Below are 23,403 nucleotides of genomic sequence, written 5' to 3'. Positions count from 1 at the left end.
CCCAGGGCGACGGCGTCGCTCCGGGAGATCCAGGCGCTGGTCCTGTTGGTGTGGTGGGAGGTGAACTGCCGGGGCGCGGTGCCGCCGAAGAACGTCTTCTCGTCGGTTCGGGCGCCGGTGGTCCAGGTGGTGTCGAACTCCACCAGGTAGGCGGTGCCGAGCCGCTGGCGCTCCATGTCGGAGGGCTCTCCGCTGGCCAGGCCGTCTCCGGTGGGCGAGTCACCGGTGATGGTGCGGGCCGTGGCCTCTCCGGAGCCGGTGAGGTAGGCGTTGCGGTCGCTGTCGTCGGGGTCCACGGTGTGGTGGCCGGTGGGCCGGAAGGCCGTGGTGGCGGTGGCTCCGCCGCCCTGGGAGCGGCTGTGGGAGACGCTCCGTCCTTCGGCCTCCTTGTGGACGAGCCGGGCGTCGGGGCGCGCGGTGACGATACGGGCGCCGGTGAAGTCGGGGGTGGCGGCGACACGCCACTGGGTGCGCCCGATCCGCAGGATGTCGGTACCGGAGGGGCGGCCGAGGTTGTGCGAGAGGAGACCCTTGAGGGCCACGGGGTTGAGGGAGTTGTCGATGGGGGTGTAGCGGGGGTCGAGTTCGAGGCGGTCGGCGATGTGGCGGCGGGCGTCGTCGGTGGCGCGGGCGTGGTGGGCGCGGAGCCGGTCGAGCTGCTCGGCGGTCGGGTCGCCTCCGAAGTCGGGGGCGGCCGGGGGCTCCCAGCCGAGCGACGCGGCGACGGTCCGCAGCGCGGTGTCGCGCAGGTCGGGTCCGTGGACGGCGGTGGGCATGATGACGGCGTCGCGCAGCGCGTCCGGCGGCGGGGCGAGCTCCCCGGTGGCGGTGGTGAGGGCGCCCGCGAGGGTGTCGCCCGCGCGGGGGGCGGCGGTGGGCGGTGCGGGCACCGTGTCCAGCGGTGCGGCGGGCACCGCGGGCGGGGTGAAGTCCAGCGACGAACCCAGGTGGAAGGTGCGGACCCGCCCGCCGTCCACCGTCGCCGTCTCCACGATCGGTCGCTTGTACTCCAGGTACGGCGCCCTCTCTCCCCGCCGGACCCCCGCGGTGGGCACGAGCCCGTCGCCGTCGACCTCGATGGTCAGGGTCAGGGACGCGTCCTCCGTCATCTTCACGTAGGGGCCGGAGGACTCCATCACGATGGTGTGGGTGGTCTCCGAGGACGAGGACGAGCCCTCGGACGCGTTCCGGGTTCCACCGGCCCCCGCGGCGGGCGAGACGAAGAGGAGGCTGCTGTCCGGCGGCCGGTCACTGCCGCCGTTCGTGCCGCTGGGCTGCCAGGGAACGAAGTCCAGGCCCGTGGTGTGCGAGGTCTGCCGGGAGTCCTCGTGCGAGTGCTCGGCCTGCCAGGAGTGGGACTCCACGGTGGCGGCCGCCGAGGTGACGTAGTCGACCCGGGGATTGGTCCTGTCCAACTTCACCAGGACCCGTGCGGGCTTGGAGAAGTGGGCGTTGCGGTCCGTCGACACGACGTTGACGGGGATCGGCGGGAGCGCGTCCGTCGCGGTCCCCAACTGCTCGGACAGGGTCACGAGCAGGCGCTCCTTGCCCCCGCGGCTGAGGGTGAGCCCGTGGGTGCGCAGCCTCGTCTCCAACGCGTCCACGGCGCGGGCCGGGTCGACGGGGAGGGTCTGCCTGCCCGCGCTGTCGAATCCGGCGCGGACGCGGGCGTGGGGCGGTGGTGCGGGGTTGGCCTGGGTCGAGGGTTCGGGCGCGCCGTCGTCTCCGTGGGTCACGGCGTCGGTGATGACGCCGGCCTGCTCGGCGTCGCGGGCGGTGATGTAGCCGGAGACGAGGTCGTCGACCCGTGCCTTCCATCCGGCGTACCTGTGGGTCCACCAGTTGGGGAGGTTGAGGCCGCGGTGCTTCTTGAACTCCCACGCCTGCGCGATCGAGCCCGCGGCGGTGAAGGCGTAGACGGCCGCCGCCTTGGGCAGCAGGAGGAGTCCCGAGGCGGAGGAGACCCCGGAGTCCGTGGTCTCGCCGCGGCGGAGGAAGCTCCTGTTGTGGGAGGGACCGGCCATGGGGACGATGCCGTCGGCGGTGGACCGGTCGGCGCCGGATTCGGCCCCGCCCTCCTCGATGGAGTTGGTGGTCCCCCGGCGAAGCCCGTGAACCGGGCGAAGAAGCCGCTGATCCTGGTGACGGCGGCGGACGCCGTCGAGACCGTCTCGGACTGGACGGTGACCTGTGCCTTGGCCAGCCTCAGGTCGGTGATCTCACCGACCGTGACCTTGGTGACGCCGGTGGCCCGCATGTCGTTGGGGGACAACCAGGTGCCCCGCATCTCGATCCGCCTGCGGCGGCCGGTCTCCGCGAAGGAGGCCGGGTCGGAGGCGACCGCGGTGGGGGACACGAGGTTGGAGAGGAGGGCCGATCCGCCGACGCTGTCCAGGAAGGAGGAGAGCTTCATCCGCCCCCCGTCGGACCAGAACCGGCGCGGACGGGAGAACGCGTCGAGGGTGCGGCGCAGGAGGTTGCGGCCCGGTCCCGTGTCGCCCGCCTCCCGGAGCAGGGGGTTGACGTGCTCGATGATCGCGCCGTGGTCCAGCAGGACACGCGTGTTGTCGGTCGGCGGGGCGACAGGGGTCTCCCCCTCGGCCCCGGAGGTCCGCGAGGTCTCTTCGGCCGGTGCGGTCCCGTCCTCGGCGCCCGGGGCGTCCTCCTCGGGGGAGTCGCGGCGCCCCGGGCGGGGGTCGAGCATCTCCCGCGCCTCGTCGGGGGTCATTCCCGACCGGTCCCGGTCGGCCCGGTCCGGGTCCGGCCGTGCGGAGACCAGGTTGTCGCCGACGGTGGTGGGCGTGACCACGGAGTAGGCGGCCCTGATGGGCCGGTCCAGCAGCTCCGTCCCCCGGCTGGTGCCGTCGGCCTGCTCCTCGGCGTCGTGGTCGTGCAGGCGGGCGCTGAGGATCACCTCGCCGCTCCACCGGTCCGAGCCCTCGGGGAAGAACAGGCGGGCGTCGGACTTGTGCTCCAGGCCGTACGCCGCGTCGAAGTGGTCGACCCGGTTCCAGCCCGCCGAGGCCATGAACCCGCCGAGCAGCCGGGCGAATCCGCGGGCGTCGCCCTCGGCCGAGCGCACCATGCCCGAACCCGCGGAGACGGCGAGGGTGAACGCGCTCCCGGTCGCGGACTCGGTGGAGGCCGAGGCGGTGCCGCGCACCCGAAGGCCCGTCTCGGCGGTGCTCTTCCCGTCATGGGACAGCCGTCCGAACTCCGCGTGCAGCCGGACGGTGACCGTGTCCGGGCGGAGGAACTCCTTCAGCCTCGCCATCAGGGTCGGGTCCACCGTCGCCGACTCCCGGAGCCGGACGGGCAGGCCCTCCCCGGGGCGGGCGAGTCTTTCGAGGCCGTCCTTGCCCAGGGTGCTCTGGAGGGTGTCGCGCACCAGCATCGTGTTCTTGTAGGCGGTGTCGTAGGAGCGGCGGAACCCCCAGCGCTCACGGAACGAACGCTCGAAGTAGGAGGCCTCCTCCCGTCCTGGCCTGCGGGCGTAGGTGCCCCGGTCACGGGCCAGCTCGGGGATGACCAGACCCGGGTGCTCACGCGCGATCCCGGCCAGCACGTCGTCCAGGTACCGGTCCAGGACGCCGCGCCGGTCGTCCGACGTGACCGGCGGTGCCGACGCCCCGGAGGTGCCTGGGGCATCGGTCCCCCGGGAGCCGTCGGAGTCCCCGTCGCTCCCGGCGCCGGGAGCGGGAGAGCTCCACTCCAGGCCGAGGAAGTGGGACCCCCGGAAGTGGACGGGGTTTTCGGTGTCCAGGTGAGGGAAGGGCGGGCGCCGCTCGCCCTCGCCCCCGCTGTCGGCGGACTCCTCGCCCCGTGCCGCCCGGTCCAGCCGACCCGCGGTCTCGCCGGGGAGCAGCTCCACACCGGTGACGGTGAAGTGGTGGGGCGCCGCCTCGCCCTGGACGTGGACGAACAGGTCGTGGGAAGCCTCGTAGGCGGCGAACCTCTCCGTGGAGGAGACGTAGCGGCTGAGGGACCGGTGCTCGCCCGAGCCGGAGGCGTTGTGGCTCTCGGAGTGCAGCGACTGCCACCAGGTGGCCTCCACATGGGGGGCGTTGACACGCAGGGTCCCTCCGGAGGGGAGCTCGGCCACCAGGCCGAAACCGGTCCCCCCCGTCAGGGTGAAGCTCGTGTTGCGGCTCTGGGTGAGGCTGGTGCCGTCCTTGACGCTCTCCTTGAAGGTCGCGTCGTCGATCAGCGGGCTGTGGTCCTTGATCCGGTAGTCGCGCGGCCTCGCGGAGAACTCCATCATCACCTCGCCCAGGCGGGGATGGGAGGCGCTCACGGTGACCGGACCCCGGTCCAGGTGGGGGAGGTACTCCTGGAAGGAGTCGTTGTCGAGGACGTGTCGAATCTCGTGCTGCCACCGCGCGATGTCCTGGCCGGTGCCAGGCCCGGTGAGGTCCTTCATCCACTGGACCGCGGTGTTCTCGCTGGTCGCCTCCCTGTTCAGCCGGTAGGCGTCGGAAACCAGGTAGTCGGCGACCCAGGAGCCCAGGTCGGTGTGCGCCGGGCCCCGTCCGGCCGGGGCGTTCGGCGTGACGCTGTGGACGGCGATGGGCAGGCCGCCCGTCGGGCCGAGGTTGCGGGGCCGGCGACCGGGGCCGTCCCCCTCCCCGGCACCCGGGGCGAGGTCGATGCGCCCCGGCATCCCGTCGGGCCGCCCCTGGACCTCGCCGGCCAGGGTGAACACCATGCCGTCACGGATCACCGAGGAGCCGACGGGGAGGTCCACGGCGGGCGCAGGGGCCTCACCGGCGTCCCTCCCGCTGGTTTCGCCCGCGGCGGTTGCCGCCCCGGCCACTTCCGGCCGTGCGGTCACCTCGGCCCACACCCGCAGGTCGTTGGCGTAGAACTCGGGCTTGGCGAAGGTCGTGTACTCGATCTTGGAGGCGGCGGTGGTCGTCCCGCCGTGGGACGCCGCGCGCTGCCCGCGGGAGAAGCTGCCGCCGGCCGTCACCCACGGTCCCGCCGCGGACCCGGTGACGTCGCCGAGCAGCAGCGGGCTTCCCGTGAAACGCGCCGCGAGGATACGGCGCGGGTCGTAGGACGATGAGCCCCCGGTGGTGGCGGAGCGGCTGCGCTCCTCCTCCCGGGACTCCAGGGGCGCTCCCGACTTCCGGTGCTCGACGTCCAGGTGCCGGTACCCGGCGGGGTCCTCGGACGCCAGCGAGACCCGGACGGTCCAGGACCTGGGGGCGGCGCCGTCCGTCCCGGGGTCGGTGACGGTGATCTCCCGGCCCCCGGACGCGAAGAAGGCGGACATGCCGTGTTCGTGCGCCACCCGGTTCAGGGCCGCGTCGACCAGCTGGGGGAGGTCGGGCGGCGGGTCGGCGATCCGCTGTCCGACGATGCCCGCGACCGCTTGGTGGACCGCCCTGGTGAACAGGCGGTCGGGGCCGCTCAGCCGCGAGGTGACGAGATAGTCCAGGTCGTACCGGGCGTCCGTCCTCTCGCGCAGGCGGGACGCCGACGGGAGGTCCCGGGGGAGCAGCGCCTCGGCGCGGTCGGCCGAGAGCGCGGTGTCCCGCGCGTGGCGCCGGGCGTCGGCGAGGTCCTGCGCGGTGCGTTCGAGCAGGTCGCGGGCGCCTCCCACCAGTGCGTCCGTCCGCCGCAGGTCCGTCTCGACCCGCGCGGCCGCCGGATGGGCGCTGTCCGGGGCTGAGCGCAGCGCGGCGGACACCCGGCCCAGGGAGTCCAAAGCGGCGGTGGTACCGGCGACGCGTGCGGGTTCGGCGAAGGACTCCGCGCCGGTACGCGCCCGCCGCGCGGCGTCCGCGGCCTCCCGCGCCTCACCGACGGCATCGGTGAGGCGCCGGGCCGCGTCCCGGGACTCCTGCGCCCGGCGGGGGCGCGCGGTGTCGGCCAGGACCGCGGCCCGGACGGCGTCCTCCGCCCGCGCGAGCCGGTTCCGCGCGATCCCGGAACGCCGGTAGGCGTCGTCGGCCGCCATCCGGATACCGGCGGAGTCGGACGCCGCGCGGTGCGCGGCCGCGGTGAGGGCTTCGACGGCCGCGGTGGTCGAGTCGTGGCGTGCGGTGGCTGCCTCCTCCACGCGCGCCCGGGCCTCGGTCCGCTGCCGGTCCGCCCGGTCGCGGCCGGCCCGGACGGCCGCCTCGTCGTCCGTGGCGATGCGGTGGGCGTCCGTGCCGGGGGCGGCCGCCCGGGCGATCCGCTCGGCCAGCGCGACCGACGCGGCGGTCCGACCGGCGAACCCCTCCGCCTGTTCCGCGGCCACCCGCACCGATCCGGCTCCGTTGGCGGCGGCGTCCCGTTCCCGGGCGGTCTGTTCCGCCGCGGTGACGGCGGACGCGGTGTCGTCCGCGTCGGCCGCGTCCCGAGCCGCCCGCGCGGCCCGGTCCGCGGCCTCGCGTGTGACGCGCAGGGCGTTGGCGGCTCCGTTGGCGGCCCGCTCCGCCGCGGTCGCGGTCCGCTCCGCTTCTCCGGCGACGCGACGGGAGACGGTCGTCAGGGCGTCGTCCGCGGTCGCGGCGGCGTCGCGGAGCGCGGCGTCGGCGTCCCGCGCGTGGCGCTGCGCCCCGTCCCGCAGCCGCACCGTCTCCTCGTGGCGGGCGCGGACGGCGGCCTCGGCGTCGGCGGCGGCGCGGTGGGCGTCCGTGCCCGGAGCCGCTTCCCGTACCGCCTGCTCGGCACGGTCGAGGGCGGCGGACGTCCCGCGGGCGGCCTCGACGGCCAGGCGCGCCGCGTCCCGCGCCGCTCCGGCCGCGCGGGCGGTCTCCTCGCGCGCCCGGGCGGCCTGTTCGGCGGCGGTCACGGCGTCCGCGGTCCCGGTGGCGGCGTCGGCCGCCGTCCGGGCAGCTGCGGTCACCCGGTCCGCGGCCCCGCGTGCCAGCCCCAGGGCGTTCTCCGCCGTCTCGCTGGCCCGCTGCGCCACGGTTTCGGCCTCGGAGGGGGAGAGCGGGGGCGGCGAGCCCTGGGTGTCAGCGTCCGTCGCGCGCGATTCGGGGGCCCCGGTCCGGTCCGGCGTCGACGGCTCACCGGGCCGTCCTCGCGGTGCCGGTGCGTCTGCGTCGCCGTCCATCAGCGCCGTGTTGACGGTCGTCACCGGGGACGGTGCGCCGTAGGGGGAGGGGCCCCGGTTGGCCGGGTCCTGCATCGCGTAGCGGACGTAGTCCGTCGTGAGCCGCCCGCCGGGCAGCCAGAGCCGGGCGCGGACCGGGTCGTGGCGGTCCCGGAGGTGGCGGCCGATACCGCGGGCCAGGGTCTCGGCGTCCCGGACGCGTTCGGGAGGGACGGACCCGCCGCTCAGCGGGACGCGCCTGTCGGAGGGGTCGGAGACGGTGTACACCAGTGCCTGCGCCAGGGTGCGCGCCTCGCGGATGGAGCGGTTCTCCGGGACCGGACCGTCGATCGGTCGCAGCTGCCTCCAGAACTCGGCTCCCAGCGCCCGTGCCCTGGGGATGTCCTTGTCCGCGAGGGCCCGGGTGAGTTCGGGCAGGCGGTCCAGGACCGACGCGGCGCGGGCGTCGGCCCTCGGGTCGATCCCGGAGGCGGCGGGGTCGGTGCGCGTCTGTGCGGGGGTGTCGGATCCGTTGTCCGCCGCGTGCTCGGGTCCGGCGGCGGGCGGTGCCGCGGGCGCGTCCGTGTCCGCGCTCCGGGCGGGGGTCGGCGTGCCCTCGGCGGTGTCGGGCGTCGTGGCCTCGGCGGCGGGCGGGGCGTCCCCAGCGCCCGCTGCCGGTGCCCCGCTGTTCTGCGTCGCGCTCGCCGGAGGGGCGGAGGGCAGGGTGTCGCGGACGTACTGCGTGGTCAGGCTGCCGCCCGGGAGCCAGAGCCGTGCACGCGCCGGGTCGTGGCGGTCCCGGAGGTTGCGTTCGACGCCCCCCAGGAGTGTGGCGGCGTCCTCGGCCTTGTCCGCCGGGAAGGCGTCCGGAGCGGCGGGAACCCGCAGGTTCGCCGGGTCGGACAGGGTGAAGACCAGCCCGAGCGCCAGGGCGCGGGCCCTGCGCACGGAGGGGTTCGGCGGGGAGCCGTCGTCGGGCCGCGGGGCGAGCAGGTTCTGGATGTCCGCGCCCACCGCCCGCGCCCGCGCGACGTCCCCGTCATCCAGGTGCCGTCGAGCCTGCGCGACCAGGTCCGCGGCGCGTTCGGCGCGTGCGTCCGCGAGGTCGTTCCCGGGGGCCGCCTCGCCGCTGTCCGACTCAGGGGGCGCGGTCCCGTTCGCGCCCTCCTCGGACGGGCCGGTGCCGGAACGGGCCGGAGGAGCACCGTCACCGCCCTGGCCGCGGACGGCGTCACGCCCGGTTCCGGACCCCTCGCCCGTGTCGCCGGGCCCGGTGCTCCGGGGGGCGTCGTGACGGTCCGCTGAGGGGGCGGTCGCGTCGGGCTGGGGCGCCCGCAGGTCGGTGCGCACGGCCGCCGGGGCCGGGCCGTCCTCGGTCACGGGGAAGGCCAGGAGTCCGCCCCCGGGGGCCGCGTCCGGGACGCCGGGAACGCTCCCCGGGGCCTTCGTGTCCTTCACGGCCGGGTGCGCGGCGGCCTCGACGAGCGGTGCCTCCTCGGTGTCCGACCACGCGGTGTCCAGGCTCGACGTTTCGGACGCGGCGTCGTCGAACAGCGACGACGCGTCGGAGTCCGTGTCCCCGAGGGAGGAGTTGTCGTCGGCTCCGTCCAGGGTGTCCGGGACACCGTCGACGGGGTTCAGCGAGGCGTCGAACGAGTACGGGGACGCGCTCCCGCCCCGGTCCGCGGGGGAGGGGGCGGCCGCCGGCGGCGCGGGGGGCGCGTCCGTCCCCGGCCGGTCGGTTCCGGCGGGGGACCGAACACCCGGGACGGGCGTGCTCTCCGTCGGCGGGACCGCGGCATCGCGACCGTCGGCCGGGGCGGGGGACTCCGCGGGGACGGGAGAGGAGGAGCCGCTGGTGACGGGAGGAGGGGAGCCGTCCCGCTCGAGACCGGCCTCTCCGGCGGGGGCCGGTTCCGGTTGGAACCGCGGCGCCTCCGGTGTTCCCGGTCGGGGCTGCTGGCCCGCCTCGCCGGACGGGCGGCCGGAGGGAGTCGTGCCCTGCGGGGGTGCGGCGCGGTCGGCGCCGATCGGGGGCGTCACGGCGGCCGGGGGCGGTGGGGGGACCCCGGCTCCCTCCTCGTGGGAGGGGGCCGGAGCCCGGTCCTGGGAAGTCCCGGCGGCCGGGGTGTCCCGGCCGCCGGTGAGCGGACCTGGGGTGTCTTCGCGACGGTACGCGTCGGTGCGGTCCTCCCCGTCGGGTCCGTGGTCCCGCGGAGTCCGGGCGGCCGGGCCCTCCGGCGTTCCGGCAACCCCTTCGGGAGGGTTCGCGGACCCGCTCGCGTCCGCGCCGTCGGCCCCGTCCGAGTCGTGGTCCTGCGACCTCCGGACCGTGGGGGCGCCCTGGTCTCCGGGGGCCCGGTCTCCGGCGGCCGGGGAACCGCCGGGGCGGTGCGCGTCCGTGCCGCTCGCCGGGGCTTCGTCCCCGCCGCCGCGCGATCCGTCTCCGTCGTCCCGTACCGGGGCGGGTTCATCGACGCCGACGGGCGGTACGACGGTGATCTCGGGGGCGACGGGACCGCCGACGGGCGTCGGCCTCCCGCCGCCGTCGCCGCTGGCGGGCCACGGCGCGGGAGCCCCGCCCCGCGCCGGATCCTCCTCGGCCCGGGCCGGCCGCTCCGGCTCCGGGGGCGGGGGGAGGTCGGGGGGAAGGAGGGTGCCGCCGGGGCCGCTGAGCGCGTCGATGCCCGCCAGCGCCGAGTCGGTGGTCAGCTGGTGGGTCGTGTTCATGGTCGCGCCGGACGTGGCGGACCAGGGGGTGACGACGAACCCCTGGCCGCTGGCGAGGTTGCCCAGGCCCTCGCTCAGGGAGCCCTCCGCGGCCCCGGTCCCCGCGCCCAGCCCCAGGCCCCGCACGTAGGGCAGGAACCCCTGCGCACTCTGGTGCAGCGACCCGGCGAGGTTCTGCGGGACGTCGGACAGGTGCTCGCGCAGGGGCGGGGGCAGCCGGTCGCCGATCGCCAGGGAGAGCCGGGAACCCAGGTCCGGGTCGCCCCACGAGCGGATCAGGGTGTCGGCGTAGTCGTCGCCCAGCCGCCGCGCCTGGTCGGCGCCCATGCGTTCGGCGAAGGAACGCTGGAACACGTCCGCCACCTCCGCGCGGAACGCGTTCTGTTCGACCACGTTGTCCCAGGAGCGCGCCCCGGTGGGGGAGTTGGGGTGGAACGGGACCAGCATCTCGTCCCGGTGGCGGGTGAAGAGGTCGGCGAGGTCGTCGTTGAGCGTGCTCGGCGGGGGTACGGGGTCCGGCACGCCGTTCCTGACCTGCGGCGGGGGCACGGGGTCCGGCAGACCGCGCAGGTCGTCGATGCTGCGGCTGAAGGCGTTCGCGAAACCGCTGCTGACGAACGCTCCGACGCCCCCGGAGACGCCGGCGGAGACGAGCCCCTCGATTACGGCCCCCACGTGCGCGTCGTGCGCCAAGCGCTTGTCGAACCCGTCCCGGTCGCCGTTGGCGATCTGGACGCGCTGGATCAGCGCGCCGAAGCTCGCGAAGACCTGGCTGACGACCTGGTGACTCGGAACGGTGACGAGGAACCAGGCGATGAGGCGCCGGATGGCCAGGCTCCGGATCGCCTTGAAGACCGGGATCCACTTCAGGGAGGCGCCGAAGGTGAACTTGGCCGTCGCGATGGCCCAGGCGATCTCGGCGATGAGCTGGGCCACCTGGACCCAGACCATCGCCACCATGTAGTCGACGTTCGCCGCCGCCTTGCGCAGCTCGGTCGAGAGCATGCGGCTCGTGCTCGCCGCGTTGCCGATGTAGTCCCTGTCGCCGCTGGTGAAGGCGGCCAGGGAGCGGTTGTAGTAGTCGGAGGCCGCTCCGCCGAAGTGCCTCCGAACGTTGGTGCGCGTCGTGTCCATGACGTTGGAGAGCTCGTGCAGTTGCTTGTCGAGGAGGTCGTAGACCTCCGAAGCGGCGCGCATGGCCGGTGCGCTGGCCCGGGGAAGGTCGATGCCCAGCACCACTTTGACGAAATCGTGTGCTGAGTCACCCATTTTCTGGGGGTCGAACAGCATTCCCGACCCCTTTCCACACCACGCGCATCTGAAGCGAGGGTAAAGGTAACATCATCGCGCGCAGGAGTGGAAGCCGCCCCCCGGTTCCGAGGTGTTCCGCGGGTGCGGACGCGGGATTTTGTTGCGTCCGTGTTTCCGGGCTTTTCCGATCGGGTGCCGAATACGGAGGGGGATGACCCCTATGTATAGTCACGACTCCGCGGGTTGCATTCACCTCACCCGGTGCGGTACCTGTTGTGTCGGGCGGAAGGGAATGATTCGCCGGGGCGGCCCGGTCCCGCGCGGCGCTTCCCCTTCCTCCGTCCCCTGTTCTGTTGTCCGTGATTGCTTTCCTGTTCCTTTTTCCGGTGTGCGTCGCCGGGGGAGGGCCTCCTGCCGGGACCCGGACTGGCCGCGGCTACCGGGATCGCTGGCCGGGGCCGGCCCGGGCACGCCTCCGATCTCCCGGGGCGGGGCGGCACCGCCCACTCGGGAAGCCGGGTGGGAACCGACCGCGAACGGAGTTCTCCGTCCCATTCGGAAGGCGTGCCGGTGCGGTGTCCTTTGTCGCGCTGGGCTGCGTGACCGAGACCGGATTTCCGGCGTGTCGGTTTTCCCCGGCCCTGGGGCGGACGCGCCGGCGGTGCTCGGCGGGTGTCCGGGGCGCCGCTGCGGAACAGCGGGGCCGGGTGGTGTCCCGGCCGCCGTCCGGAGCGCCGTCCGCAGCGTGCTTCCACGGGCCGTTCCTGTCGTGAACGACCTGAGTAAAACCTTGAAGGAGATCCTGAAGGCATGAGTTCACCGATACGGGAGCAGATGGAAGCCGAACTGCGGCGGCTCGATACGACACTGAGGGAGCTCATGGAGGCGGGCGAGGGCCTGGAGTCGGAGACCGAGGAGGCCACGTCCAGGAACCGGCTGGTGACCGCGGAGGTCGACGCGACCGGTGACCTCGCCGGGCTCGTGTTCCACACCGACGGGTACCAGAAGATGGCCGCCGCCGAGCTCTCGGCTACGATCGTCGAGGTGATCGCCCGCGCCCAGCGGCGGATGGCGGAGCGGGCCGTGCAGGCGTACGACTTCGCCTCCCCCGAAGGCGTCGACGCGTCCGCCGTGCTACGCGGCGAGATGGACGTCGAGGAGACCCTGCGCACACTGGGCTTCTCCCCACGCGACCTGGAGTGACGGTCCGACCGCAGCCATCAGACAGCGAACAGGAGAAGAACGATGTCCGCATCACACGGCCGGCTCTCCGTCGACGTAGACGGGATCGGACGGCACAACAAGCTCGTCTACGAGGCCGCCGACTTCACGGACGAGGTGGTGGCCGACGCGCGCGACGCGATCACGTCCTTCGAGAAGGCGCCCTGGGGGGACGAGGGGGAGTACTCGAAGCGGATGCAGGAGACCCTGGGCGAGGCGGAGAAGATCCTCTGGCAACTCCTCGACTACGTTGCCGTGGCGCAGAGGCAGGCCGCCGACGGGGTGGCCCGCACCGTCCACGGTCTCTCCGCCGCCGATGACACCAACGCCGACGTCCCCGGCTCGTTCGACCCGCGCACGCACGGCGGACGCCGCTGACGGTCGCACGCACGCGGTCCACCGCCGAATGCCGGGCCGACCGCTGCCGCGCCCAGGGCCAGGCCGGGATGGACGACGCCTCCAGCCGTCCGCGCCGCTCACCCCCGCCCGCCGCGAACGCGGCGTGACCAAACTCCGCTGCACCCGCCGATGGGGCCCGGCCCGCATCGGCGGCCCTTCAGCGAACCCTCCCCGCACACCGTCTGAGAACGCCGGAACCCGCCGCCCATGCCCCCGAAGTCCCGTGTGACAGGTGCCGCACCCTGTCATCGGTGGGTCGTGCCCGTACGGCTGAGAGCACGCGGCGCTGACGGATCAGCCCTGTGGACTCACCACGGGAGGTTCGCTCCCTCCCACGTCGTGAAGGTGCCGGAGGGCCCTTCGGGCCCGAGCCGGGCGACACGCACGATCTCACGAGCGGCGTCCTCGACCGACTCCGTGCCCTCGAAGTTGACCAGCGAGGTGTTCGCGAACCCCGGCGAAACGAGGTTGACCTTGACACCGGAGTCCCGGAGCTCGGCCATCATCGCCACCGTCACGGCGTTGAGCGCCGCCTTCGACGCCGCGTAGACCGGCTCGAAGAGCGCGTGGTAGGGGAGAGCCGGGTCGGTGGCGGTCGTCAGAGAACCGAGCGCGCTCGTGACGTTGACGATGCGTGCGTCCGACGACAGGCGAAGCAGCGGGAGCACGGCCTGGTACACCGCCACAGGCCCGAAGACGTTCACCTCCCAGACAGCCCGCACCTCCTCCAGCGGGACCACGCTCGCCGCTGCGAAGGAGCGCAGTTCGGCCATGTCGACACCCTGCCGAGTGGTGGAGACGGCGGCGTTGTTGACGAGGAGGTCGAGTCGACCGGCCTCCTCGCGGAGCCGCTGGGCCGCCGAGGCGATCGACTCCGGGTCCGTCACGTCGAGCTGGAGCGGGGTCGCGCCGGCTCCGATCTCGGCGGCGGCCGCCTTGCCGCGGTCGGCGTCGCGGGATCCGACGAACACGGTCACCCCGTCGGCGGTCAGCTCCTTCGCGACCTGCTTGCCCATACCTTGGTTGGCTCCGGTAACCAGAGCGATTCGATCCGAGGACACGAGGACCTCCCTTGTTCGGGTCGGACATACGGGCCGAGCGCGGGCACCCGTCGGCATGCGCCGCGCTCCCCAGCGACGATCCGCTATCGCCGCCGGCCCCGGGTAGGCCGCCTTCATCCTGGGAGTGACGGGACCAGGCAGTCTCCCCGCCCGGGCGGATACCATCCGGGGTGATGACAGGACGCGGAGCCGATAGCCAGAACCCGTTGGGTGAGTACCTGCGTGCCCGACGGGAGCTGGTGACCCCCCAGGCGGTCGGCCTTCCCGAGGACTCCCGCCGCCGTGTTCCCGGGCTGCGCCGCGAGGAGGTCGCCCTGCTCGCGGGCATCAGCTCCGACTACTACCTGCGGCTGGAGCAGGGACGTAACCGCAACCCCTCAGCCCAGGTGCTCGGGTCGATCGCGCGGGTGCTGCAACTGGACGAGTCCTCCACCCAGTACCTGCTCGGACTGAGCACCGCCCCGCGGCCTTCGCGTCGTGGACCCCGTCGGCGGGAGACCCTCGCTCCTCGGGTCCTCGACCTTCTCCGCACGGTCAACGCACCGGCGTTCGTCGCCGGGAGGTACACGGACGTGCTCGCTAGCAACCCTCTGGCACGCGCGCTCTCCCCGGGTCTGCGGCCGGGCGAGAACCTGCTGCGCACGGCCTTCCTCAACACGGACCACCACCTGTACCTCGACCGGCAGGAGATGGTCGCGATGTTCCGCAAACGCGTAGGAACGGATCTGCGCGATCCGCGAGTCGCACAACTGGTGGAAGAGCTGTCCCTGACAAGTGTGGCCTTCCGGCGGGCCTGGGCACGTCACGATGTCCGTCCACCCCGCGGCGGCCTCGTCCGCGTCGACCATCCCCGGGTCGGGGCCATGGATCTGAACGTGTCCAAACTCGCCATCGACGACACCGACGAGCAACTGCTCGTCATCTACCACCCCGACCACGCACATCCGGAGAGCGCGGACCGCCTCACGCTCCTCGCCTCCCCGGCAGGGGGGACGCCTGCCGCACGGGCGAAGGCCGGAGACCACTGAAGCCCGGGTCGGGCTTCCCCCGGCCGCGTGCCGATAGTGGAACGGCTGGTGCCGGACGAGCTGTGGGAACTGTTCCAGCGGGTACCTCCCGTCCCCGGGCCGACGCGGCGGGGGTGTGCGTTTGGCCGGTGTCCCGGGCGTCCTACGCGCTCACGCGGTGCCGCGCCCACCCGCGGGGGCGCCGGGGGCCGCCCTCCCGCGCATCCCGGCCAGAGGCGAGCGGCGGTCACGGGTACGCGCCCACAGCACGGTGCCCGCCGCCACGACCGCACACACGAACCACACCGGTCCCAGCGCCATGTGCGGCCAGGGAACCCTTTCCACGAACCCCGCCGCCGTTCCCGCCTGCATGCTCCCGTACGAGGGCAGGTAGCGCACGACGTCGCTGTCGGCGGCCGGATTGGCCACCGGGTTCTGGAGCCCCATGTCGATGATGCTGAGCATGATCACGATGAACATGCCCTCCAGCTCCCCGCGCAGGGTCACCCCCAGAGCGATCCCGATACCGCCGAACGCCAGCGCGGCCCCGCACACCGCCATCCACAGCGCCACCGGCCGTTCGGGCTCCCAGTACACGGTCGTCACCGCCACGGCGTAGGCGCACACCACCGCGGTCGCCAGGAGCAGGGCGGTGAGCTTGGCCGCCAGCAGGTGGCCGCGGGGATACCCCGCCATCACCAGCCGGTGGTCGAAGCCGACCGAACGGAACGTCACCACGAACATCATGAAGCCGACGATGAGCGTGACGGCGTTGACCGCCCCCGAGATCTGGCTGACGTGGTTGCCGTTCACCGTCACGTACTCGTCGTTGGCGCGCAGCAGGAAGGTGACGTCGGCGTCGGCGATCACCAGGTGGACCAGGGTGATCCACAGCGGCACGAAGCCCAGCACCAGGACGAGGGCCAGGCGGTTGCGCAGGTGTTCGGTGACCGCGAACACCGTCGCGGTCCGGTAGCGGGTCCAGGTACGTCGCACGTTCACCGCTCCTCCCCGGCGTCCGCGGACACCAGCACCGATCGTCCGTGTTCCAGGCGCCACAGGCGGTCGAAGCGGGCCGTGTCGAAGGCGATGTGGGAGATCACCAGCACCGAGCGGCCCCGGTCGCGCAGGCGGGCGGCCAGCTCCCAGAACCGTTCGTAGGTGTCCCAGTCGAACCCCTGGTAGGGCTCGTCCAGGAGCAGCAGGGGCGGATCGTGCATGAGGGCCAGGACGAGGTTGAGCTTTTGCCGGGTGCCTCCGCTGAGGGCGCCCACGCGGTGGCGCAGGTACCCGGCGAACGACAGGGTCTCCAGGAGTTCGCGGGCCAGCGTCAGGTCCGGCAGGTCGTAGGCGACCTGGAAGAAGCGCAGGTGCTGCTCCACGGTGAAGGACGGGTTGAGGACCGTGTGCTGCGGGCAGTACCCCAGCCGGCCGGCGTAGGACACCGTGCCCCGGTCGGGAGCCAACTGTCCGGCGAGGACCCGCAGGAGGGTGGACTTTCCGGAGCCGTTCTCGCCGACCACTCCGCCCAGGCACCCCGGAGGCAGCTCCAGGTCGACACCGCCGAGTACGCGGTGGCGGCCATAGGACTTGTGGACCCCGCGAACACGGAGCGTGGGAGTGTGGGAGGCGGGCGCGTCGGCCGTCCTCTCCGAAGGCCACGGGAGGCGTACCACGGTCACCACTCCCCGTTCCGGTGGACGGTCCAGGTGCCCAGGGCGTGGAGTCCCAGCGCCGACCAGCGCCGGGGCAGGGTTCCCCGCAGCCGGTCCCACTCCCGGGCGACCAGCGCGCGGCACTCCTCCTCGCAGGCCCGTACGGCGCCGCACCCGATGAGTTCGTCGGCGATCCGCCCGGCCTCCGCCTGGTCGTCCACCCCCGCCCGTATCCGGCCCCACAGCGCGCGTGCGCGTTCGGGGGGCAGGAGGCCGACGGCGTGGGCCAGGGGCATCGTCACCTTGCCCTCCCGCAGGTCCTCGGCCCGGTACTTGGTGGACACCAGCGTTCCGGAGGGGTCCCGCACGGTGACTCCGCTCAGGTCCAGCGCGTCGTCTCCGATCTGGAAGGCCAGGCCCAGCTTCTCGCCGTAGTCGCGGACGGCCCGGACCTGTTCCCGGGAGGCCCCGGACAGGAGCGCGGCGATCTCCGCCAGGCCGCTGATGGGCAGGGCCGTCTTGAGGAGGTGGGCGGTGCGGATCCGTCGCAGGAGGGGGCCGGGCTCGCCGGTGCGCACGGCCTCGTCCATCGCCCCGGTGTGGCCGGTGATGTCCAGGGCCTGGCCCGCGTGACCCACGCGCATCATGCCCATGACGATCCGGTACACGGCCAGGAGCAGGCCCTCGTCCCCGGCCACGATCGGGGGGAGCACCTGGTCGACGAGGAAGTAGGCGTCCGTCCCGGCGTTGATCGTCAGCGCGTCCCCGAACACCGTGTGGGCGGCGGGCCTGCCCCTGCGCATGGGTGAGCGGTCCTGGATGTCGTCGATCATGAGGTTGCCCGCCTGGAGGCCCTCGATGACCGCGAGCATGGGCCGGAGCCGTTCGGGGTCGCCCCCGTACAGGTCCACGATCTGCAACCACAGATAGGACCGCATGCCCTTGCTCGGACCGTCCGCGATGTGGCGGACCGGTTGGACGAGCGCGGCGTGCAGGTCCTCCAGTACCGAGGCGTCGAGTGCTTCGGGGCGCTCCTCCGTACCCGCGAGGGCACCGAGGGCGGCCCGGTCCGGGTGGTCGGGGTAGACGCGCCTGATCTCCTCTTCCACCACGGTGCCTATCCCGCGCATGTGCGACTCGAAGTGCGCGATCCTGCCGGTCGGGCGGGACTCCAGGTGACCGTGCCCGCGGACGGGCACACCGTCCCGGGTGCCCTCGACGTCGGCGTGGGCCACGAGCGCGCCGGTGCCGTGGAGGAGGGCGCGGGACTCCTGGGCGGGGGACCACGCCCGTACCCGCAGGCGCAGCCCGCGGGCCTCGACCACCCACTCGGTGGGGTGGGTCCGCAGGCTGACCAGGGACGACCAGGTCGCGGTGTCGGAGACGCTCGCCCTCACCGCCGTGTGCTCCCCCTCCGGTGAACACAGCAGGACCTCGGCCGGGTCGGTGCGGGTCCGGCCGGTGGACGCGTCCACCCGGCCGCGCCGCGTGGCGGTGACGGTCCATCCGTCGTCCAGGAGCGCCACGGCACGGGTCCACACGGGTTCGCCGTCCATGACCGGCTCGACCGCGCCGCGGGGGGAGCCCGGCAGGACACGTTCGTACCAGCCCGAACCGCTGACGGGCCGCTCACCGTCGGAGTCGCCCCGAAAGCCCTCCACGGCCAGGCGCGGCACGACCCGCGACCGCCACGCCGAGGGGGCGCCGTCCACGGCCGTGTGGGGGGCCGCGGGGACTTCGGGGGTGAGGCGCAGGCGCCAGCAGGTCCCGTCGTCTCCGCGAAGGTCGAGGAGGAGGTGCTCTCCGCGGGCGCGCAGGCGGACGACGCCGCCGAGGTCGAGGTCGCTCCCGTCCTTCGCCGCCGTCGCGGGTCCGGGGAGTTCGCGGTCGGGATACAGCCCGTCGCCGGGCTTGAGGAGGTCCAGCATCGCGGCGCGCACACTGCGGTCCATGAACGGATCGGCCTCGGTGGCGGTGCGCACCAGGTCGAGGAACCCGGCATCGGTCCAGGACGCGTCCACGCGGTCGACCGCCTCGCGGTGGCGGACGTGCCAGGTGGCGGCGTGAGCGTGCCGGAGGGCGTCGCCCGCGCCCCCGATCCTGTGCCGGGCCACGTGGACGGTGAGGCCGACGGCGGAGCCGCCGTCGTCGAGCCAGGTGACGAAGCGCCAGTGGCCCTCGTCCAGGGCCTCCTGCGGTGCGGCGCGCGCGGCGGCGCCGACGCGGGCCCGCCGATCGGTGTTGTCCTCGGGCGTCGTCGCCGTGCTCACACGTTTCTCCTCACGGCCGGAAACGGACCAGTTCTTTTCTCGATCGGACAATTGACCCATGGGGGGCGCATGACATGGAAACGGACAGTGTCCTATGTCCGGCGGCCCAAGATCAGTCCGTCCGAGAATTTACCGCTTGGGGGGAGAATTGGCTACCGATTGGATGTCTTTCCTGGTGAGACCCTCTGATGGTGGTCTTTCGGTAGAAAAAAACACCCTAAAGACAGTGTTGGGTGGAGTTATTCTGCATATTGCACAAAAGGGATTTTCACCCCATGGTCGTGTGCGGCGGTTTCGGCGGCGCCGTGCCCGTCCCGCACGGTTCCGGGCGGCCTGGCTCGCCCCCTTCCCGTCCGGAGCGGCTCCGGCGGCCCCACCCCGCGGCCCGGCTCCGCGTGGTGGGTCCCCGGGCCGTCGCGAGGGCGCGGCCGGGCGTCACCGGCCTTCCTGGGATCGCGGTCTACGCGAGGGAAGGGTGCCTACGCCTGTGCCCCGGGGTGCCGCTGGGGTTGTCCGCCGGGGGTGTGCCGTTGGATGCTGGCGGCACCCACCGGACCGGCGCGGCTGGTCGGGGGAGCGTGTCGGAGACGGAGCCGACGCCCGCGCTCCAGGGGACTCCGTGGCGGCTTCAGGGCCGTACCCGGGCGTCCCCGGGTCCATGCCAGCCGCGCCAACGAGCCCCGACCTTCCCCTGCGAACCCGAACGGACCACGGCCGGCCGGGCCGCGTGCACACCTGCCAGGCGGCCCGGGTCGGCCCCAGGTCCGCGGTGCGTCCGCGCGGCGGGACGCCGTGTCCGGGGGCATACGGGTTTCGACAACTAGAAATCTACAACATAAAGGTAGAGCTTCCCTATATTGTTACACAAGGGGAACAAAGAGTAACAACGCACATGAAAACGGTGTTCGATGTCGACCCTTGGCGGCCGGAAGAAGGGGCTGGGAATCGGACACCCTCCGCCTGGTGGACGACCGGAGCGGCCCCGCTTCGGAGAACCGAACACCGCACGAATTTCCCGGACCGCTGGTCGCCCTTCTCCCCGAGTCCGTAAAATGGATCCGTGCGGGTGCGCCCGTACCGCCGGTGCGGGGCAGCGTGGACGGATGCCCCGCACCGGTCACGCCGTGCTGTCGGCGCGCTGCCGGACTTCAGGAACGGTCCGCGCCCTGCGGGGCGGTCTGGAGCATCCAGTGCAGCCCCTCGCGCCCCGCCGTCCCGAGCCGGGTGCTCCGCTGTCGAGCCACGCGTCGTTCGCGGGGATCACGGTAGTGGTCGGGGGCGGGGGCCGAAAGCGCTTCTCGGGGCTGTGGGGTGTGCGGGGGACGGTCTGACGGGTGCGGCCGTGGGGACGCACCCGTCACCGAGCCGGGTCGTGCTGCCCTAGCGGGTCTTGATCACGGCCGCGATGAGCCCGGTGGCGAGCATCATCGTCAGGCCCACGACCATGAGCACGAAGGCGATGGTTCCGACCATGGTGTTTCCTTAGTGTTCGTTGTTTCCGGGCGCGGTGCGCGGCGTCCGCCGTGCGGGGAGCGCCCGCAGGAGCCGGGAGCGGCGCCTACCTCTTCGGGGGTTCACCCTATCCCGGTCCCGTGCCGGTCCCGCGTCGGGTGGCCGCTGTGACCAGCGTGGTCGTGGCCACGGTCGCGGGGCGGGGTCAGCGTTGGGCCCAGGTTCGCTGGTAGGTGCTGACCAGCCAGCCGTCGGCCCAGGCGTGGTCGGGTTCGGCGGGCAGGTCGCAGGTCCGGCACAGCTCGGCCAGGCGCTGTTCGAGTTCGCGCGCCCGGTCCAGGGCGTCGTCGCGGCTGTGCTCGCCGCGGCGCAGTGCGAGCAGCCAGGTGCGTTCGGGTTCGGGCATGGGCAGGGTGATGCGGCCGGTCTCCATCAGTTCCACGCCCTGGATGCCCAGGCGGACCATGTGGTAGGCGAACTTGGTGTCGAAGCCGTGCCGTTCGACGAGTTCGGGGCGGTTGGTGTGTTTGCCGCCGCGGGTTCCCTCCATGCGGTCGCGCTGGGCGCGCAGGTAGCCCAGGAAGCGCTGGCCCGCCCGGCGGGACAGGAAGCGTGCGGCGTTGGCGCGCAGGTCGTGTCCGGTGGGGGTGATGGCGACGATCTCGTGCGGGGGGACGAACAGGGGGAGCAGGACTGTGGGGTTGCCGTCCAGGGCCAGGCGCGTCCACTTGCGCAGGGAGTAGACGGTCAGGTCCAGGTCGCCGGGGCCGGAGCGGGTGTGTTCGGGGCGGGTGTGGTGGATGTACTGCTCGAAGGGGCGCAGGCCGATGACGTACTCGGGGGGTTCGACGCAGATGCCCATCTCGTCGCGGTCGGCCCGGCCGGTCAGGGCGAGGCCGTGGGCCTCGGAGCCCACCTGGCACCGCAGGACGGTTCCCTCGTGCGCGATCCGCGCGAACTCGGGGCTGGAGTGCTTCACCCGCGGCTCCCTTCTGTCGGGTATCGGGTGCTGGGTGCGCTGGTGGGTGCGCTGTCCGGCACGCTATCGGCCTCGGTGGCGGGGGCACGAGTGCTTTTCGGCGGCGGGGCGGGGCGGGCGGGCCGGTGGTCCCGTGGTCGGGGGACACGCCCGGGGGAGCTTGCCGGTGGGCCCTGGGAGCCCTTTACTTGTCCGGGTACGCCCCTTTTCTCCCCAGAACGAGCGTAGAAGGCAGGCCCGTGCCCCCTGAGAACCCTGAGGTTTCCGCCCCCCGGATCGACACCTCCGTCCCCCACAACGCCCGGATCTGGAACTACTGGCTGGGCGGCAAGGACAACTACCCGGTGGACCGGGAGATGGGCGAGCAGATCCGCTCCTTCTTCCCCGAGATCGTGGACAACGCGGTCGCCGACCGTGGCTTCCTCGTGCGCGCCGTGACCCACCTGGCGCGTGAGGAGGGCATCCGGCAGTTCCTGGACGTGGGCACCGGTCTGCCCACCCACAACAACACCCACGAGGTGGCCCAGGCGGTGGCGCCCGAGTCCAGGGTCGTCTACGTCGACAACGACCCGCTGGTGCTCACCCACGCCCGCGCCCTGCTCACCGGCCACGACCAGGGGGCCACCGACTACGTCGACGCCGACCTGCGCGACCCCGAGGCCATCCTGCGGGAGGCCTCCCGGACCCTGGACCTGGAGCGGCCGGTGGCGCTGATGCTGCTGGGCGTGGTCAACTTCGTCGCCGACGACGCCGAGGTCCGCGCGATCCTGGACGGGCTCCTGGGGGCCCTGGCCCCGGGCAGCTTCCTGGTCCTGTCCCACCCCACCGACGACATCGACCGCGAACGCGCCCACCAGGTGGCCGCGGCCTGGAACGAGCGCGGCACCCCCAAGCTCACCATCCGCACGGCCGAGCAGATCGGCGCGCTCTTCGACGGGCTGGAGCTGCTGGAGCCGGGCGTGGTCTCCTGCTCCCTGTGGCGTCCGGCCCCCGCCGAGGTGGGCGGGGCGCGTCCGGTGGCCGAGTACTGCGGCGTGGCCCGCAAGGCCTGAGCCTCCCGCGGGGGGTGGGCCACGGCGCCCGCCCCCGTGGGCGGGGCGCCGTGGTGCGTCCGGTCGAGGGGACCGGTTCCGGACGGCGGGGTCCCGGCCGCGTCGCGGTTCAGTCGGCGCGGGCGATGGCGATGGTCGCCCCGAGCCGGTGCCCGGCCTCGTAGAACATGTACTGCACGCCCCCGTCGGAGCCGAAGGAGGGCGCCGCGCTGCGGCCCGAGTCCGGCGGTCCGGCCATGGGGGTGTGCACCGTGCCCAGGTGGCGGCGCAGGCCGAAGTCGCGCCCCACCTCGGTCAGGCGGATGTCGCCCAGGTTGGTGTGGTAGGCGACGTAGGTGCTGCCCGCGCGTTCGACCAGGTGCGGGCCGGACAGGTCCGACACCCCCACGTCGGCGTGGTCCACGAGCGGGTCGGGGTCGAAGTCGAAGGTGATCCCGTCCGCCGACCACCCCCATCCGATGGAGCGGTGGTTGCTGGTGTCGTTGCGCATGAAGACCATGACGTAGCGCGCGCCCCGGTCGGGCAGGCGGTACTCGAAGACGCGCGCGTAGGAGGCCTCGGTGGTGCCCGGCACCATGGCCGTGGTCAGCACCACGCCCTCGTAGGTGAAGTCGATGCCGTCGCGTGAGCGGGCCAGCCGCGTGGTGGTGTTCTCCCCGTGGAAGTACAGCCACATCTCGCGGTGTTCGGAGTTCCACATCACGTGCGGCGAGGAGACGTGGCTGACGTCGTAGTGCGGGTTCCACACGTTGGCCACGACGGGGTTGTGCGGGTACTCGGTGAAGGGCCCGTCGGGGCTGTCGGCGTAGGCCAGGCAGATGCCGCCGGGCCTCTCGTGCGGGGCGTAGTAGAGCAGGAAGCGGCCGGGCGCGTCGGGCAGGCGGCCCGCGGTCCCGCGCAGGCACGGGAAGATCAGCTCCCCGGTCGGGTTGTAGCCGAGTTCGGCGGTGTCGAGCGCCTCGCGCAGGAACCGGTAGGCGGGCAGGACGTCGGCCGCCGCGCCGCCGGCGGCCGGGGTCGCGGTCGCGGCGCCCGCGGACGCGGGGGTCAGCAGTGCCGGGGCCAGGAGGGCGCCCGCCGCGGCGGCTCCGGCGCCCCGCAGGACGGTGCGGCGGTCGGGGGCGGCGGTGGAGCGGCGGGGGTGAGCGTCGCCGGACATGACGGTTCCCTTCCGGAGCGGGTCGGGGGGAGGCTCCGAGGCCCCAGAGTCTTCACCAGCGCCGATGCGTCGGTCAAGGTTCTAATACGTATTAACGAAAGATCCTGCTTCCGGGTGGAAATCCGCCCGTCATCCTC

11 protein-coding genes are annotated in these 23,403 nt (G+C 73.4%); 4 read left to right on the top strand and 7 right to left on the bottom strand.

Annotated features, from left to right (window positions below; all coding sequences use genetic code 11):
* Positions 1-1,732: 1,732 nt before the first annotated feature.
* Positions 1,733-11,029 (bottom strand): hypothetical protein, encoded by a 9,297-nt coding sequence (locus EV372_RS27535; RefSeq protein WP_130398461.1) that lies wholly within the window; start codon positions 11,027-11,029, stop codon positions 1,733-1,735.
* 792 nt (positions 11,030-11,821) lie between these two features.
* Here EV372_RS27535 and EV372_RS27530 point away from each other — a divergent pair.
* Complete coding sequence (locus EV372_RS27530; RefSeq protein ID WP_130398460.1) at positions 11,822-12,214, top strand: YbaB/EbfC family nucleoid-associated protein; 393 nt, start codon at positions 11,822-11,824, stop codon at positions 12,212-12,214.
* 42 nt (positions 12,215-12,256) lie between these two features.
* Positions 12,257-12,610, top strand: a complete 354-nt coding sequence (locus tag EV372_RS27525) for a hypothetical protein (RefSeq protein WP_130398459.1) — start codon at positions 12,257-12,259, stop codon at positions 12,608-12,610.
* A gap of 329 nt (positions 12,611-12,939) precedes the next feature.
* On the opposite strand, the gene EV372_RS27520 is transcribed toward EV372_RS27525, so the two are convergent.
* Positions 12,940-13,749: an SDR family NAD(P)-dependent oxidoreductase gene (locus tag EV372_RS27520; protein ID WP_486484065.1), complete on the bottom strand. Its 810-nt coding sequence runs from the start codon at positions 13,747-13,749 to the stop codon at positions 12,940-12,942.
* A gap of 116 nt (positions 13,750-13,865) precedes the next feature.
* Between EV372_RS27520 and EV372_RS27515 the strand changes: the two genes are divergently transcribed.
* Positions 13,866-14,720, top strand: coding sequence for an MmyB family transcriptional regulator (locus tag EV372_RS27515; RefSeq protein ID WP_130398457.1), 855 nt, complete (start codon positions 13,866-13,868; stop codon positions 14,718-14,720).
* A 150-nt stretch (positions 14,721-14,870) separates the two neighbouring features.
* Here the strand turns inward: EV372_RS27515 and EV372_RS27510 are convergent, their stop codons facing one another.
* The 4 genes from EV372_RS27510 to EV372_RS27495 all read right to left on the bottom strand — a co-directional run bounded on the left by EV372_RS27510 (position 14,871) and on the right by EV372_RS27495 (position 21,055).
* The gene (locus tag EV372_RS27510; RefSeq protein ID WP_253793768.1) at positions 14,871-15,695 is read right to left on the bottom strand and encodes an ABC transporter permease; all 825 of its coding nucleotides are present in this window, start codon (positions 15,693-15,695) and stop codon (positions 14,871-14,873) included.
* A 2-nt stretch (positions 15,696-15,697) separates the two neighbouring features.
* The gene (locus EV372_RS27505; RefSeq protein WP_130399152.1) at positions 15,698-16,375 is read right to left on the bottom strand and encodes an ABC transporter ATP-binding protein; all 678 of its coding nucleotides are present in this window, start codon (positions 16,373-16,375) and stop codon (positions 15,698-15,700) included.
* A 2-nt stretch (positions 16,376-16,377) separates the two neighbouring features.
* Positions 16,378-18,624: a polyprenyl synthetase family protein gene (locus tag EV372_RS27500; protein WP_130398456.1), complete on the bottom strand. Its 2,247-nt coding sequence runs from the start codon at positions 18,622-18,624 to the stop codon at positions 16,378-16,380.
* Positions 18,625-20,281: 1,657 nt separating this feature from the next.
* Positions 20,282-21,055, bottom strand: a complete 774-nt coding sequence (locus EV372_RS27495; protein ID WP_130398455.1) for a nucleotidyltransferase domain-containing protein — start codon at positions 21,053-21,055, stop codon at positions 20,282-20,284.
* A 239-nt stretch (positions 21,056-21,294) separates the two neighbouring features.
* Here EV372_RS27495 and EV372_RS27490 point away from each other — a divergent pair, with 239 nt between their 5' ends.
* The gene (locus EV372_RS27490) at positions 21,295-22,107 is read left to right on the top strand and encodes an SAM-dependent methyltransferase (RefSeq protein ID WP_130398454.1); all 813 of its coding nucleotides are present in this window, start codon (positions 21,295-21,297) and stop codon (positions 22,105-22,107) included.
* A gap of 109 nt (positions 22,108-22,216) precedes the next feature.
* On the opposite strand, the gene EV372_RS27485 is transcribed toward EV372_RS27490, so the two are convergent.
* Positions 22,217-23,266 (bottom strand): glycoside hydrolase family protein, encoded by a 1,050-nt coding sequence (locus tag EV372_RS27485; protein WP_130398453.1) that lies wholly within the window; start codon positions 23,264-23,266, stop codon positions 22,217-22,219.
* Positions 23,267-23,403: the final 137 nt, after the last annotated feature.

This window comes from Nocardiopsis sp. CNZ308 (assembly GCF_004217075.1).
The sequence above is the reverse complement of the archived record's forward strand: the minus strand, read 5'-3'. Positions and strand labels throughout refer to the sequence as shown.